General features: G+C 32.9%; 14 protein-coding genes. 12 read left to right on the top strand and 2 right to left on the bottom strand.

Annotation, left to right across the window (positions count from 1 at the left end; translation table 11 throughout):
• The first annotated feature begins 152 nt into the window (after window positions 1-152).
• From FVE77_RS07810 to FVE77_RS07755, 12 genes are all read left to right on the top strand, one after another.
• Window positions 153-716, top strand: coding sequence for a DJ-1 family glyoxalase III (locus tag FVE77_RS07810; protein ID WP_006803731.1), 564 nt, complete (start codon window positions 153-155; stop codon window positions 714-716).
• A gap of 295 nt (window positions 717-1,011) precedes the next feature.
• On the top strand, window positions 1,012-1,938 hold the full coding sequence (gene rsmH / locus FVE77_RS07805) for a 16S rRNA (cytosine(1402)-N(4))-methyltransferase RsmH (RefSeq protein ID WP_026746058.1): 927 nt from the start codon (window positions 1,012-1,014) through the stop codon (window positions 1,936-1,938).
• A gap of 6 nt (window positions 1,939-1,944) precedes the next feature.
• Entirely contained in the window at window positions 1,945-2,364 is a 420-nt protein-coding gene (locus FVE77_RS07800; RefSeq protein WP_006803736.1) for a hypothetical protein, read from the top strand.
• Between the two features lie 237 nt (window positions 2,365-2,601).
• Entirely contained in the window at window positions 2,602-2,913 is a 312-nt protein-coding gene (locus FVE77_RS07795; protein ID WP_026746059.1) for an ATP synthase subunit G, read from the top strand.
• Window positions 2,913-4,886 carry a V-type ATP synthase subunit I gene (locus FVE77_RS07790; RefSeq protein ID WP_026746060.1) on the top strand — a complete coding sequence of 658 codons (1,974 nt, stop codon included), beginning with the start codon at window positions 2,913-2,915 and terminating at the stop codon, window positions 4,884-4,886. Before FVE77_RS07795 ends, FVE77_RS07790 begins: the two co-directional genes overlap by 1 nt.
• 65 nt (window positions 4,887-4,951) lie before the next feature.
• Window positions 4,952-5,425: a V-type ATP synthase subunit K gene (locus tag FVE77_RS07785; RefSeq protein ID WP_006803739.1), complete on the top strand. Its 474-nt coding sequence runs from the start codon at window positions 4,952-4,954 to the stop codon at window positions 5,423-5,425.
• Window positions 5,426-5,472: 47 nt separating this feature from the next.
• Window positions 5,473-6,024 (top strand): V-type ATP synthase subunit E, encoded by a 552-nt coding sequence (locus FVE77_RS07780; protein ID WP_006803740.1) that lies wholly within the window; start codon window positions 5,473-5,475, stop codon window positions 6,022-6,024.
• Between the two features lie 93 nt (window positions 6,025-6,117).
• Complete coding sequence (locus FVE77_RS07775) at window positions 6,118-7,116, top strand: V-type ATP synthase subunit C (RefSeq protein WP_006803741.1); 999 nt, start codon at window positions 6,118-6,120, stop codon at window positions 7,114-7,116.
• Window positions 7,109-7,417 (top strand): V-type ATP synthase subunit F, encoded by a 309-nt coding sequence (locus tag FVE77_RS07770; protein WP_026746061.1) that lies wholly within the window; start codon window positions 7,109-7,111, stop codon window positions 7,415-7,417. The genes FVE77_RS07775 and FVE77_RS07770 overlap by 8 nt, the downstream gene beginning before the upstream one ends.
• 17 nt (window positions 7,418-7,434) lie before the next feature.
• The gene (locus tag FVE77_RS07765) at window positions 7,435-9,210 is read left to right on the top strand and encodes a V-type ATP synthase subunit A (RefSeq protein ID WP_026746062.1); all 1,776 of its coding nucleotides are present in this window, start codon (window positions 7,435-7,437) and stop codon (window positions 9,208-9,210) included.
• Window positions 9,203-10,582, top strand: coding sequence for a V-type ATP synthase subunit B (locus tag FVE77_RS07760; protein ID WP_006803744.1), 1,380 nt, complete (start codon window positions 9,203-9,205; stop codon window positions 10,580-10,582). Before FVE77_RS07765 ends, FVE77_RS07760 begins: the two co-directional genes overlap by 8 nt.
• A 3-nt stretch (window positions 10,583-10,585) precedes the next feature.
• Window positions 10,586-11,224 (top strand): V-type ATP synthase subunit D, encoded by a 639-nt coding sequence (locus tag FVE77_RS07755; RefSeq protein ID WP_026746063.1) that lies wholly within the window; start codon window positions 10,586-10,588, stop codon window positions 11,222-11,224.
• A gap of 102 nt (window positions 11,225-11,326) precedes the next feature.
• Here FVE77_RS07755 and secA read toward each other — a convergent pair whose 3' ends face one another.
• Window positions 11,327-13,987, bottom strand: a complete 2,661-nt coding sequence (secA, locus tag FVE77_RS07750; protein WP_026746064.1) for a preprotein translocase subunit SecA — start codon at window positions 13,985-13,987, stop codon at window positions 11,327-11,329.
• Window positions 13,988-14,048: 61 nt separating this feature from the next.
• Complete coding sequence (locus FVE77_RS07745) at window positions 14,049-14,447, bottom strand: hypothetical protein (RefSeq protein ID WP_026746065.1); 399 nt, start codon at window positions 14,445-14,447, stop codon at window positions 14,049-14,051.
• Between the last annotated feature and the right edge of the window lie 231 nt (window positions 14,448-14,678).

Raw genomic sequence — 14,678 nt, 5'->3', positions numbered from 1 at the left:
TAGTTTGTTAGCCTTTTTTTGCCCTGAAAACAGGATTACTGTTTATTTTTAAAATCAGTATTAAAATTAGATATTCGTGCAGTTCAAATAAATAGTTACGTCCTTTAAGCCTGATTTTAAAATAATTTTACTATAGTTAAGGAGTGAAAAATATGGAAAAGAAAAAAGTGGCAGTATTTTTGGCAAACGGATTTGAAGAAATTGAGGCAGTAACTCCAATTGATTTGCTTCAAAGGGCAGGAATTACTGTAGATACAGTTTCAATCACAAAGGATAACCTTGTGGAGAGTGCGAGAAGAATGAAAATACTGGCAGATAAGATAATTGATGAAATTGATTTTTCTGAATACGATATGCTAATATTGCCTGGTGGTCCTGGAGTCGGAAATTATTTTAATTCACAGACACTGTTAGATAATGTGTTAAAATTTTCAAAAGACAATGAAAATAAAAAAATTGCGGCAATATGCGCGGCACCTACGGTATTATCTAGCCTTGGAATTTTGGAAGGGAAAAATGCAGTGTGTTTTCCAGCGTGTGAAAATGAACTGGTAAAAGGGAAGGCAGTGTTAGGAAAAGACAGAGCTGTTACAGATGGCAATGTTATAACAAGCAGAAGTGCAGGAACTGCATTGGATTTTGCCTTTGAAATTATTAGTGAACTTTTGGGCAAAAAAGAAGCAGAAAAGATTGCTGATGAGATTGTTTATAAATAAATTTGTAAATAAAAGTATAAATTTTAAAAAGTTATATGGAAAAAATAAGAAAAGTATGCTAAAATGTTTCAGTAATTATGAAAGAAATAAAATGATTTGATAATTAACAAGATTACAAACTATTGATTTAAGTACAATATACGGCTATTTTAAAATAATTTTAAAAATAAAGCCAAAAATAAATGAGGAATTTAGGAGTTTGCATGAAATTAGTTTGCATTCTAAAATTGGTTTTAAAAAGCTTTATAAATTCTAGATTTGTATATTTTAAAAATTTCTAAGAAAGGAAGAAAATATGGAATACCATAAGTCCGTGCTGTTTGACGAAGTGATTGATAATATAATAACGAAAAAAGACGCTGTTTATGTTGACTGTACACTTGGCGGCGGTGGGCATACAGAGGGTATTTTAGAAAATTCTTCTGAAAATTCAAAAGTTGTTGCAATTGATCAGGATACGGAAGCTATTGAGTTTGCAAAAAAAAGACTTGAAAAATATGGACACAAACTGCAGATATTTCAGGACAATTTTAGAAATATTGATACAGCTGTTTATCTTGCAGGCTTTGAAAAAGTGGATCGGATACTTATGGACATAGGAGTTTCCTCAAATCAACTGGATAATGCCGAAAGAGGTTTTTCATACAGATTTGATGCACGGTTAGATATGCGTATGGATAGCAGCCTAAAAATAAGTGCTTACGAAGTTGTTAATGATTTTTCTGAAAAGGAAATCGCAGATATTATTTATAAGTACGGTGAAGAGCCAAAATCTCGTAAAATTGCAAAAAAAATTGTAGAATATAGACAAAATAAGCCAATCGAAACTACATTAGAACTTGCGGATATTGTTATAAAATCAATAGGAAAAAGTATGAAACGGCATCCTGCCAAAAGAACATTTCAAGCTATAAGAATTTATGTAAATAAGGAGCTTGAAGTGCTAAGCGAAACATTGGATAAAGCAGTAGAACTACTTAATAAAAATGGTAGGTTACTAGTAATTACTTTTCATTCATTGGAAGATAGAATTGTAAAGGAAAAATTTCGTGAATATGAAGATCCGTGTACTTGTCCAAAAGATATACCAATTTGTGTATGCAACAAAAAAAGTTTGGGAAAGATAATTACAAAAAAACCAATTATTGCTAAAAAAATAGAATTAGAAGAAAACAATCGGGCACATTCAGCAAAATTGAGAATTTTTGAAAGGAGTGAATAAACAGTTATGAATGGTGTTTCAAAAAACAAAAAAATGCAAATGGAAATCCTTGATGTTCCAAAAATGACAAATACAGCAAGATCACAAGAAGATGCAAGAAGAGAAAGAATAGTAGCTCCTAAGGAAGTGAGAAAACAGCTTTCCAGAACTGCGGGACTAGATAAGAAGGCTATAAAGACAGTTATGATATATGTTATGATTGTAACGATGGTGGCGCTTCTAAGATCCTTCGTTGCATATAATATTGCTGATTTAGGAAAGGAAAAGGTTAAAAAGGAAAGAGAGCTTCTGGAACTGAAAAAGGAGGTTGCAAGGCTTGATGACGAATTTATCGGCAATAACGACTCAAAACGTATGGAAGAGGCGGCAAGGGCAGAAGGGATTGATGTTCCTAACTCGCCTGAATATATAAATCTGAATAAATAAAAACAAGAAATATAACATAAAACAAGTGTTATATTTTTTTATTTATATTAACAATTTCAAGCTGATTTTACTATAAAAATACTTCAAAGCTGGAATGGAAAAATTCTTGACAATAGCCAAAAAAACTGATAACATAGTATATATAATGACTAATCAGTCAAGTTGTTTTTATGTTATTATTTATAAAAAAATAAAACATAAGTAATAATAAAAATAATTTATGAAGGAGGTTATATCTTGGCAAAAGAAGTTTTACAAAAAATAAAAGATGCTGAAAGTGAATCGGATAAGATTATTGCTGAGGCAAATGAAAAGGCAAAAGATATTTTGAAAAATATTGAGCAGAAAATAAAAGATGACGGCGATAAACTAATTTCTGAGACAAATCTTGAAGTAGAAAATTTGAAAAAAGAGTCAGTGAATGATGCTGAAAAAAGAGTAAAATCTCTTTTGAGCAGTGAAGAAGAAAATGTAAACAAAATTCTTGAAATTGACGAAAAGAAAATAGATGAAGTTGTTAATTTATTAGCAGAGAGGATTGTGAAATAATGGCAATAGTTAAAATGAGCAAATTTGATTTAGTTGTTTTCGCAGAACAAAGAGCTAAAGTATTAAAGAAACTTCAAAAATTTAAAGAAGTAAATTTTGTAGATATTGAGTTGCATGATGAAAATGGGGAACTTAGTAAAGATGCTGTTGAAGGTGTTACTAAATATGTAAATAATGAAGAGCTGACACACATTGATGAACGTCTTTATCAGTTAAGCAATGCGATTTCTCTTATTAAAAAATATGATGAAAGAAAAACACGTTTAAGAGATGTTATTCATGGAAATGAAAATTATACATTTGATGAATTGGCAAAAAAAGCATTGACTTATGACTGGAAAAAAGTTTCTTCAGAACTGAATAAAATTGGAACACAATATTCACAAATAAAATCGGAAATTTCTAAAAAATACATGCGTTATGATGAAATTGATTTGTGGGAACGACTAGATGTAAATCCTAAAGAACTAAAGAACTTGAAAAAAGTAAATACATTTTTAGGTACAGTGCCGATAAAGTTAAAAGGAACTTTTATTGACGGCATTTCTGAGCTTGATAAAACTTATTATGAAGAGCTGAAAATAGTAAAAGATGAAGTGTATTATCTTGTAATTTCAAGTATTGATGAAAGCGAAAAGGAAAAGTTGGCTGAAGTTTTTAGAAATAGCAGTTTTACAGTTGAAAATCTTGATATTGATGCAGTTCCACAAGATTACAAAAATGGACTGCAAAAGGAAATATCAGAGTTGAAAAAGGAAAAACGTAGACTAAAAGCTCAAATTAAAACTTATAGTGAAGATCTAACTGATTTACAAGCAGTTTACGAATATATGCAAAATAAAAAGTTAAGAATTGTTGAATCAGAAAAATTAGCACAGACTGAAAATACTATTTTGATAAAAGGATGGATTCCAACGGAAAAAGTAAGTGAATTTGAGAAAGTGATAAAAGATGAGGCTGGAGATAATTATTACTTGACATTCACAGATGCGGATAGGGATGATGCGACAGTGCCTATTAAGCTGAAAAATGGAAAAGTTGCAAGTACATTTGAAAATTTGACTGGAATGTATGCATATCCAAGATATAATGAAATTGACCCAACTCCACTGTTTACACCGTTTTATATCTTATTTTTTGGAATGATGGGAGCAGATGTAGGTTATGGGCTTGTATTACTGCTTGCAACAATGTTTGTTTTAAAAGTAGTGAATTTAAGTTCTCAAATGAGAAAATCTATCAAGTTTTTCTTTTATTTAAGTTTTTCTGTTATTTTCTGGGGACTTTTATATGGTTCATATTTTGGAGCGACAATTCCAGGAATGTGGAGATTGGTAGATCCAGCGTCACAATATAACGATTTATTGATAGGCTCAATTGTATTTGGTGTAGTTCATATATTTGTTGGACTGGCAATAAAAGCATATATGTTAATTAGAGATGGTAAATCATTGGAAGCAGTTTATGATGTATTGTTTTGGTATATGGCTCTTATTGGAGGAATGTTATTCCTAATATTCAAGTTAATGAATTTGTCAGCAGTTGTGGCAAACGTGTCAATGTGGGTAATGATTGCCGGAATGGCTGGAATCGTACTTACTGGTGGACGTGAAGCTAAAGGAGTCGGTGCAAAATTAGGTGGAGGACTTTACAGCCTTTATGGAATTTCAAGTTATGTAGGAGATTTCGTATCCTATTCAAGACTTATGGCTTTGGGGCTTTCTGGTGGATTTATTGCGTCAGCTATAAATATGATAGCAGGAATGATCGGTGGAAACTGGTTTGGTATGATTTTTATTCCAGTAATACTGATAGCAGGACACTTATTTAATATGTTCTTATCTTTCTTAGGTGCTTATGTTCATACTTCGAGACTTATGTATGTAGAGTATTTTGGAAAATTTTACGAAGGTGGAGGAAAACCGTTTAAAGATTTTAGAACAGAAAATAAATATATAAATCTTGATGATTAATTTTATAATTTAAGTTTAGCAAAAATGTTTAACAAATAAAATAGAAAAAATTAGGAGGAAATAAAATGAATTTTTCACAATTTTTAGTACAAAATGGAGGAATCGTAATGGCGACATTAGGTGCGGCATTAGCGACATTATTAGCAGGTATCGGGTCTGCAAAAGGTGTAGGTATTGTTGGAGAAGTAGCTACAGGACTTATGAGTGAGGAACCTGAAAAATTTGGTAAATCGTTAGTATTGCAATTATTACCAGGAACACAAGGGTTATATGGATTCGTTATCGGACTTATGGTGTTAGGAAAATTAAAACCTGAAATGCCTTTACAAACTGGATTAGGAATTTTAATGGCTTGTTTACCAATCGCAATTGCAGGTTATGGTTCGGCAATTGCACAAGGAAGAGTTGCTGCGTCTGGTATTAGCTTGCTTGCAAAAAATGAAGAACAAAATACAAAAGGTATTATTTACTCAGTAATGGTTGAAACTTATGCGTTATTGGCATTCGTTGTATCAATTATGCTATTAGGAAGATTCTAATTTAAAAAGGGGGTATTTATACCCCTTAAATATGGTAAGGAGTGAATATGTCTAATTTAAATAATTTAACATCAAAAATATTAAATGATGCTAAAGAGGAAGCCGACAAAATTGTAAAAAGTGCAGAGGAAAAAGCAAAGCAAAAATACGATTTGGAAATAAAAAAAGCTATTGCAAAAAAACAAACATTACTTGAAAATGCAAGAAGAGAGCGTGAACTGCTTTCTGACAGAATTAAGTCAAGTGCAAATTTAAAGGCTAGAAATGAAAAATTAAAGGCAAAGCAGACAGTAATTAACAAAGTTATAGATAAATTAAAAGCAAAACTTGTTAATATGAATGAGAGTGATTATATTAATTATTTGAATCAGAATATTGATAAAAGTTCTATAGCTGGAAAAGAGTTAATTGTAAAAAAAGAATTTGTGGAAAAAGTAAAAAAAGAATTCCCAACTGCAAAAGTTAAGAAAAATGAGTTTGTAACTTCGGGATTTGTTATTGAAGAAAATGGAGTTCAGGAAAATTACACTTTTGAAGTGAAACTGGATTTTATGAGAGATGAACTGGAAGTTGAAATTTCCAAACTTCTTTTTTCATAATGTAAATAAAATTTATAGAAATTTAAGTTTTATATTTTCTTTTACAAAATAAATTTTATAATTAACTGGAATTTGTAAACAAGGGAGAAAAAAATGGATAGAATGGATTACGGACAAAGTGTCGTAACTATTAGAGTACTTGAAAAGAGGCTTTTGACTAGAAATAGGCTGGAACGTATGATAGAAGCCGAAACTCCCGAAGAAGTGCTAAAATTATTGGGAGAAACGGAATATTCTCAAGATATGGCTGATATTCAGGGCAGTCAAGATTATGAAACAATACTGAAAAGAGAAACAGAGCGTGTTTTTTCCATTGTAAGAAGTATGGTTAAAAATACTGCAATTGTTGATATTTTATCTCTTAAATATGATTATCATAATCTAAAGGTGTTATTAAAAAGCAAAATAACAGGAAAAGATTTTTCAAGTCTGCTTATGCAGGCTGGGACGATTGATACTGCGAAATTTAAGACAAAATTTGAATTGCAAAGCAATGATTTGCCACAGGAAATTTTGGATGCAATTAATGAAGTACAGAAGGACTTTGAAGAAAATCATGATCCACAAAGAATTGATATACTTGTAGATAAACATTATTTTAAAAATTTATCAAGACTGGCAAAAGAAATTGATGTAAAAGTTATTACTGATTATGTTGAAGGATTGATTGATTTTCAAAATATGATAACTTTATTTAGAGTGAAAAAACAAAATCGTGATGCAAGATTTTTGGAAACTGTTATTTTTGAAGGTGGAACAATTTCAAAAAATAAAATTGTTGAGTCAATAAATGACAATACAGATACTATTTTGAATAAGTTCAAGAAGGAAAAATTGGGAATATATCTGACAAAAGGACTAGAAGTATTTAGTGAAACAAAAAGATTATCAGAACTTGAAAAAATTTCTGATAATTACTTGATGGAATTAAATAAAGAGTCAAAATATGTTGTATTTGGACCAGAGCCGTTATTTACATATCTAGTTGCAAAAGAGCGTGAAATTAATGCAATAAGAATGATAATGGTAAGCAAGATAAACAATATAAGTTCGGATAAAATAAGAGAAAGGTTGCGTGAAACTTATGCATAAAATAGGTGTAGTTGGAGATAAAGATTCTATTTTATCATTTAAGGCATTGGGAATTGACGTGTATCCAGTTATTACAAAGGAAGAGGCAAGAAATACAATAGATGAAATGGCAAGTAATAACTATGGTATTATCTTTGTAACAGAGCAAGTTGCAAGTATGGTTGAAAATACCATCGAAAGATACAACCGTGAAGTGCTTCCAGCTGTTATTTTGATTCCGAATAATCAAGGAAGTCTGGGGATAGGGCTTAAAAAGATAGATGAGTACGTTGAAAAAGCGATAGGATCTAATATATTTTAGATGAAAGGAGAAATTCATTGAAAACAGGAAGAATAATAAAAGTATCTGGACCTCTTGTTGTTGCAGAAGGTATGGAAAATGCCAATGTATATGATGTGGTAAGAGTTTCAGAGAAAAAGTTGATAGGTGAAATTATTGAAATGAGAGGCGATCAGGCTTCTATTCAAGTATATGAAGAAACATCTGGAATTGGTCCAGGAGAAGAGGTTTTTACAACTGGAGAGCCTTTGAGTGTTGAATTGGGACCTGGACTTATTGAAGCGATGTTTGATGGAATTCAGCGTCCACTAAAGGAATATCAGGAAATAGCAGGAGATTTTTTGGATAAAGGGGTAGAAGTAAATCCTTTAAATAGAGATAAAAAATGGGAATTTGAGCCTGTTTTATCTACTGGAGCAGAAGTTGAAACTGGAGATATTCTGGGAACAGTTCAGGAAACTTCAGTTGTAAGCCATAAAATTATGGTTCCAGCAGGAATTAAAGGAACTTTGAAAACTATTAAAAGTGGAAGCTACACAGTAGTTGATACAATCGCAGTTATTAAAACAGAAAAAGGTGAATTGGTAGAAGTTCAAATGATGCAAAAATGGCCAGTAAGACGTGGAAGAAAATACAAGCAGAAATTAAATCCAGAAGCACCATTGATTACAGGGCAAAGAGTAATTGACACGTTCTTTCCTGTAACTAAAGGTGGAACGGCATGTGTACCAGGACCTTTTGGATCTGGAAAAACCGTTGTGCAACACCAAATGGCTAAATGGGCAGATGCTGAAATTATAGTGTATGTGGGATGTGGAGAGCGTGGAAATGAGATGACCGATGTTCTTATGGAATTCCCAGAAATAATAGATCCAAAAACTGGACAATCATTAATGAAAAGAACTGTACTTATAGCAAATACTTCAAATATGCCAGTTGCAGCCAGAGAAGCTAGTATTTATACTGGAATTACAATTGCAGAATATTTTAGGGATATGGGATATTCAGTGGCAATAATGGCGGATTCTACTTCGAGATGGGCAGAAGCTCTTAGGGAAATGTCTGGACGGCTTGAAGAGATGCCAGGGGATGAAGGATACCCAGCTTATCTAGGTTCAAGAGCCGCTGAATTTTATGAAAGAGCAGGAAAAGTAATTTGTCTTGGACAAGATGGAAGAGAAGGGGCGTTAACAGTTATCGGAGCGGTTTCTCCTCCAGGTGGAGATATTTCAGAGCCAGTATCTCAGGCTACACTTCGTATTGTTAAAGTATTCTGGGGATTAGATGCCAATTTGGCATATAGACGTCATTTCCCAGCAATTAACTGGTTAAATTCATATTCATTGTATCAAGGAAAAGTTGATAACTGGATGGATCAGAATGTAGGGCCTAAATTTTCTAAAAATAGAGCACGTGCAATTTCATTGCTGCAAGAAGAAAACAGCTTACAGGAAATTGTTAGGCTAGTTGGTAAGGACACTTTGTCAGAAAAAGATCAACTTAAACTAGAAATTGCAAAATCTATAAGGGAAGATTACTTGCAGCAAAATGCGTTTATGGAATCAGATACTTATACTTCGCTTGAAAAACAGGATAAAATGCTTGACTTAGTATTGAAGTTCTATGATGAAGGATTAAGAGGGCTTGAAAATGGAGCGTATTTAAGTGAAATTATCGCAATGCCTGTAAGAGAAAGAATTGCAAGAGCAAAATATTTACCTGAGGCAGAGTTAGGCAAAATTGAAGAAATAGCAAAAGAATTGGAAAAAGAAATTGATGAACTTGTAAATAAAGGAGGTGTAGCAAATGCTTAAGGAATACAAAACTATTAAGGAAATAGTAGGGCCGTTGATGGTCGTTGAAGGTGTTGAAGGAATAAAATATGAGGAACTTGTTGAAATTGAAACACAAAATGGTGAACTTCGTCGTGGACGTGTGCTTGAAGTAAATGGCGATAAGGCAGTAGTACAGCTATTTGAAAATTCAGCTGGAATTAATTTAAAGGATTCAAAAGTAAGATTTTTGGGTAGACCTTTGTCGCTTGGAGTATCAGAAGATATGATAGGTCGTGTATTTGATGGATTAGGACGGCCAAAAGATAATGGACCAAAAATAATTCCTGAAAAAACATTAGATATAAATGGAACGGCTATAAATCCAGTTGCACGTGATTATCCGTCAGAATTTATTCAAACAGGAGTTTCTGCGATTGATGGACTAAATACCCTTGTTAGAGGTCAAAAATTACCAATTTTCTCTGGTTCAGGGCTTCCACATGCAGAATTAGCACTTCAAATTGCAAGACAGGCAAAAGTTTTGGGAACAGATTCAAAATTTGCGGTAGTGTTTGGAGCGATTGGAATTACCTTTGAAGAAGCTCAGACATTTACAGAAGATTTTGTAAAAACAGGAGCAATTGACAGGGCAGTATTATTTATGAACTTGGCTGACGATCCTGCAATTGAACGTTTGTCTACACCAAAAATGGCACTTACTTGTGCAGAATACTTGGCATTTGAGAAAGGAATGCACGTACTTGTAATTTTGACTGACTTGACTAACTATTGTGAAGCGTTAAGGGAAGTTTCGGCAGCAAGAAAAGAAGTTCCTGGAAGAAGAGGATATCCTGGATACCTGTATACTGACTTATCCACAATTTATGAAAGAGCAGGAAGAATTAAAGGGCGTGAAGGTTCAATTACGCAAATACCAATTTTAACAATGCCAGAAGATGACAAGACACATCCGATTCCAGATTTGACTGGATATATTACAGAGGGGCAAATAATCTTGTCAAGAGATTTATACAAACAGAACTTAATGCCTCCAATAAATGTTTTACCATCACTTTCAAGATTGAAGGATAAAGGGATTGGAAAAGGAAAAACTAGAGAAGATCATGCAGATACAATGAACCAATTATTTGCGGCTTATGCAACTGGTAAGGAAGCTAAGGAGCTGGCTGTAATCCTAGGGGAATCAGCATTGTCTGAAACTGATAAGGCATTTGTTAAATTTACAACTGCATTTGAGGAACAATATGTAGCTCAAGGGTTTGATAATAACAGAACTATTGAAGACACTTTAAATTTAGGATGGGATTTACTAAAAATATTACCAAGAACAGAGTTGAAAAGAATTAGAGACGAATATTTGGAAAAATATTTGCCTGCAGGAGATGAATAGACTATGGCAAGATTAAATGTAAATCCTACAAGAATGGAACTGAGCCGTTTAAAGATACGTCTAAAAACTGCTAAAAGTGGACATAAACTGTTAAAGGACAAGCAAGACGAACTTATGCGTCAATTTATTATTTTGATAAAGCAGAATAGAAAATTGCGTGAAGAAGTGGAAGGGAAATTACAAAATTCATTTAAGGATTTCTTGCTTGCAAGAGGTGTAATGTCCGATGAAATGCTTGAAAGTGCTATCGCATATTCAGAAGACAAACTTTTAGCAGATATAAAAACAAAAAATGTAATGAGTGTAATTGTGCCAACAATGACTTTTAATAGAGATATGGAAAATGCAGAAGTATCTTATCCTTATGGATATGCTCAAACATCTGCTGATTTGGATGATGCTGTTGATGGCTTGAATCGGGTAATGAAAGACTTGCTGGAACTGGTAGAAATCGAAAAGGCATGTCAGCTTATGGCAGATGAAGTGGAAAAAACAAGACGGCGTGTAAATGCGCTGGAATATATGACAATTCCACAGCTTGAAGAAACAATCCGTTATATTCAGATGAAACTTGATGAAAATGAAAGATCAAGCATCACAAGGCTTATGAAAGTTAAGGATATGATGGCTGAAAAAGCGTAAATTTATAAGAATTTTGTTTAAAAAATTGAGTCGCAATTAAGCGACTCTTTTTATATGTTTATTTATTATTGTAAAATATAAATTGGTAAAGACTTTTCAAAATTAAACATTTCTTCTTTCACGTTCTCTTCTTTCTCTTCTTGAAAGCGGACGGTGTGATTCATTTGGTGTTCTATCTGAAACATCATCACCTATCATTTGGTTTTCCTCGTGTTCATATCTTACATTTGAAACTTCTTCATGAGTCAAGTTGTTTGTATCTTCTTCACTACGAACTCTTAATTTTAAGATAAATGAACTTGTTTCACGTTTTATTGCGTCAATCATTTCATTGTAAATTTCATAAGCTACGATTTTATAATCATGAATAGGATTTCTTTGTCCATAAGAACGTAGTCTTATCCCTTCACGCAGTTCTGTTAAATCCTTCAAATGTTGTCGCCATTTAGAATCCAGCACTTCCAGCATGATGTATCTTTCAATTCTTCTAAATATTTCTTCTCCAATTGCCTCTTCTTTTTCATCATAAATTCTTACTAAATCTTCATAAACCTTATTTGAAATTTCTTCTGAATTTGAATTTTGTAAATCTTCTGAAATTTCATATTCAAATGTTTCCATAAGCTTGTCTGATAGAAGGTTAAAATCCTTTTCGCCATTTCCTTCACCTACATAGGCTGAATTTACGATGTCATCTACAGTATCTGAAATCATATTTGTAATTAACTCTTTCAAGTTTTCATTTTTCAGGATAGCATCCCTTTGCTCGTAAACAACCTCTCTTTGAGTATTGTTTACATCATCGTACTCGATAAGGCTTTTTCTTGATGAAAAGTTTCTGCTTTCAATACGTTTTTGAGCATTTTCCACTGATTTACTAATTTGTTTATGTCTGATTTCCTCATCTTCATCGATTTTTAGCATTTTCATCATTGTTTTAAGCCTGTCTCCACCAAAAAGTCTCATAAGATCGTCGTCTAATGACAAGTAAAATTCTGATGTTCCAGGATCTCCTTGACGGCCGGCACGCCCTCTTAACTGATTATCGATACGTCTGCTTTCATGCCGTTCCGTTCCAAGAATGAACAATCCACCGGCGGCGATAACTTTTTTCTTGTCCTCTTCACATTCCCTTACGTATGCTCTGTAGACATCTTCGTATTCAGGAGTTCCTTTTACGGCAACTTTTGTAGCAAACGACTCTGCATCTCCCCCAAGTTTAATATCCGTTCCACGTCCTGCCATATTTGTTGCAATTGTTACTGTTTTGAAACGCCCTGCTTGAGCAATTATTTCAGCTTCACGTTCATGATGCTTGGCATTTAATATTTCATGTGGTATTTTAGCTTTTTTCAATAATGCAGATACTTCTTCTGAATGCTGAATTGAAGCTGTACCAACAAGAACTGGCTGCCCTTTCTGGTAAAGTTCTTCTATTTTTCTTGCAATTGCTTTATATTTTGCGTTTTTATTCATATAAATGACATCGGGCAAATCTACTCTGGCAACAGGTTTATTTGTAGGAACGACAATAACTTTTAAGCTGTAAATTTGTTTAAATTCGTCTTCTTCTGTTTTCGCAGTACCCGTCATTCCTGACAATTTTTCATACATTCTGAAATAGTTTTGTAACGTAATTGTCGCAAGAGTCTGGTTTTCTCCGGCAACTTCCAATTTTTCCTTTGCTTCGATTGCCTGATGCAGTCCATCTGAATAACGTCTTCCTTCCATAAGACGCCCAGTGAACTCATCTACTATAATAACTTCATTGTCATCGTTTATAATATAATCCCTGTCCAGTTTAAATAATTCTTTTGCTTTCAATGCCTGTGTTAAAAAGTGAGTAAGCTCTACATATTCTGGCGAATACAAATTATCAATTTTTAACATTCTTTCAACATTTTTAATTCCTTTATCAGTAATTGTAACTGTGTGTGATTTTTCATCAACTTCATAATCTTCCCAATCTTCATCAGGAATTACAGTATTTTTCTTATCTTTAATTTCCTCAGTTTTGTAGCTTCTTTTAAGTCTTTTTGCAACTTCTGCAAAAGTGTTATACCATTCCGTTGTTTCTTCAGCCGCTCCTGAAATAATAAGCGGCGTTCTTGCCTCATCAATCAGGATGGAATCCACCTCATCGACAATAACATAGTTATGTCCACGCTGCACTTTCTCATCAAGCTCTGCCACCATATTATCTCTCAAATAATCAAATCCAAATTCATTATTTGTTCCGTAAGTAATATCACAGTTGTAAGCGTCTTTTCTTTGTTCTGGTGTAATATTCCCAACAACAACTCCGGAAGTCAGTCCCAAAAACTCAAAAAGTCCTGCCATAATATCTCTATCCCGTTTTGCAAGATAGTCATTAACCGTTACGACATGTACTCCCTTACCTGGTAATGCGTTCAGATAAATTGGAAGTGTTGCCATCAGAGTTTTTCCTTCCCCTGTCTTCATTTCTGCTATACAGCCTTTATGAAGAATCATTCCACCAATAAGCTGCACATCATAGTGACGCATTCCCATAAGTCTTTTAGAAGCTTCCCTGACTGTTGCAAATGCCTCTACTAATATATCGTCAAGCGTTTCTTTTTCTAATCTTTCTTTAAATTCAACTGTTTTATGGCTTAACTGCTCGTCTGTCAGTTTTTCAAAAAGTGGTTCGATTTCGTTAATTTTGTCTACCAATTTTTGCATTTTTTTGATTTCTCTCTCATCTGATGTACCAAATATTTTTTCTCCGATTTTTTTTAACATTTTTCTAATTTTTCCTTTCGTATATTTTTTATTAAAAATGTGGACTTAAAATATTTGATTTCTATTCCCTGGTTCTGAGATTATTTTCATTTTTTTTCATTAAAAAAATACTATTATTTCCAGTATTTATGGAAAGCTCAATAGAATTGTCATAAAAATCGTTATCCCATTTTCTTTCAGAGGATAAAAATGTACTATCCTTACGACTTTCCCTTTCCTTACGTTTTTCAATCTTTTTCAGTTCCTGCGTAAATCGCCTGTTATTTGCACTTTCAATTTGGTTAATTTTGACAATCAGATCCCTTATATCTTCGTGGCTTAGATTGTTTTCATCCACAAATACGCTCAGTTTATGGCTAAAACTAGGTGTTCCAAGAAGACTTGAATAGGTCATCATAAAAATAATGCAAGTCATGACGAGCATTACACTTTTTCTTCTATCTATAATTATTTTTCTCACTCCTAAAATTTTGTTGTTTAAAATTGTTGAAACTCCGTTTATTATACCATTTATTACAATATTTGTCTATTAAAAAACAGGGCTTGAATATTCAGGCAGGCACTTTTTTGCATAATGGTTGAATATTTTTTCAAATTAAGGTATACTAGTATAGTGAAACTGCTCTAAAAAAGGGGCATAAAAGCTGTATTATTTTGCCTAATCTTCAAAAAAGCATTTAGTATTATTAGA

It is taken from the genome of Leptotrichia hofstadii (assembly GCF_007990525.1).
GTDB classification, from domain to species: Bacteria; Fusobacteriota; Fusobacteriia; order Fusobacteriales; family Leptotrichiaceae; genus Leptotrichia; species Leptotrichia hofstadii.
Note: the sequence above shows the minus strand (reverse complement) of the source record. Positions and strands in the feature narration are given on the sequence as shown.

What these genes read in the sequence shown, in the direction of transcription:
- FVE77_RS07785 (WP_006803739.1), top strand. Translation starts at nt 4,952, where the DNA reads ATGAATTTTTCACAATTTTTAGTACAAAATGGAGGAATCGTAATGGCG.
- FVE77_RS07760 (WP_006803744.1), top strand. Translation starts at nt 9,203, where the DNA reads ATGCTTAAGGAATACAAAACTATTAAGGAAATAGTAGGGCCGTTGATG.
- rsmH (WP_026746058.1), top strand. Translation starts at nt 1,012, where the DNA reads ATGGAATACCATAAGTCCGTGCTGTTTGACGAAGTGATTGATAATATA.
- FVE77_RS07775 (WP_006803741.1), top strand. Translation starts at nt 6,118, where the DNA reads ATGGATAGAATGGATTACGGACAAAGTGTCGTAACTATTAGAGTACTT.
- FVE77_RS07790 (WP_026746060.1), top strand. Translation starts at nt 2,913, where the DNA reads ATGGCAATAGTTAAAATGAGCAAATTTGATTTAGTTGTTTTCGCAGAA.
- FVE77_RS07810 (WP_006803731.1), top strand. Translation starts at nt 153, where the DNA reads ATGGAAAAGAAAAAAGTGGCAGTATTTTTGGCAAACGGATTTGAAGAA.
- FVE77_RS07770 (WP_026746061.1), top strand. Translation starts at nt 7,109, where the DNA reads ATGCATAAAATAGGTGTAGTTGGAGATAAAGATTCTATTTTATCATTT.
- FVE77_RS07800 (WP_006803736.1), top strand. Translation starts at nt 1,945, where the DNA reads ATGAATGGTGTTTCAAAAAACAAAAAAATGCAAATGGAAATCCTTGAT.
- FVE77_RS07755 (WP_026746063.1), top strand. Translation starts at nt 10,586, where the DNA reads ATGGCAAGATTAAATGTAAATCCTACAAGAATGGAACTGAGCCGTTTA.
- FVE77_RS07780 (WP_006803740.1), top strand. Translation starts at nt 5,473, where the DNA reads ATGTCTAATTTAAATAATTTAACATCAAAAATATTAAATGATGCTAAA.
- secA (WP_026746064.1), bottom strand. Translation starts at nt 13,987, where the DNA reads ATGTTAAAAAAAATCGGAGAAAAAATATTTGGTACATCAGATGAGAGA.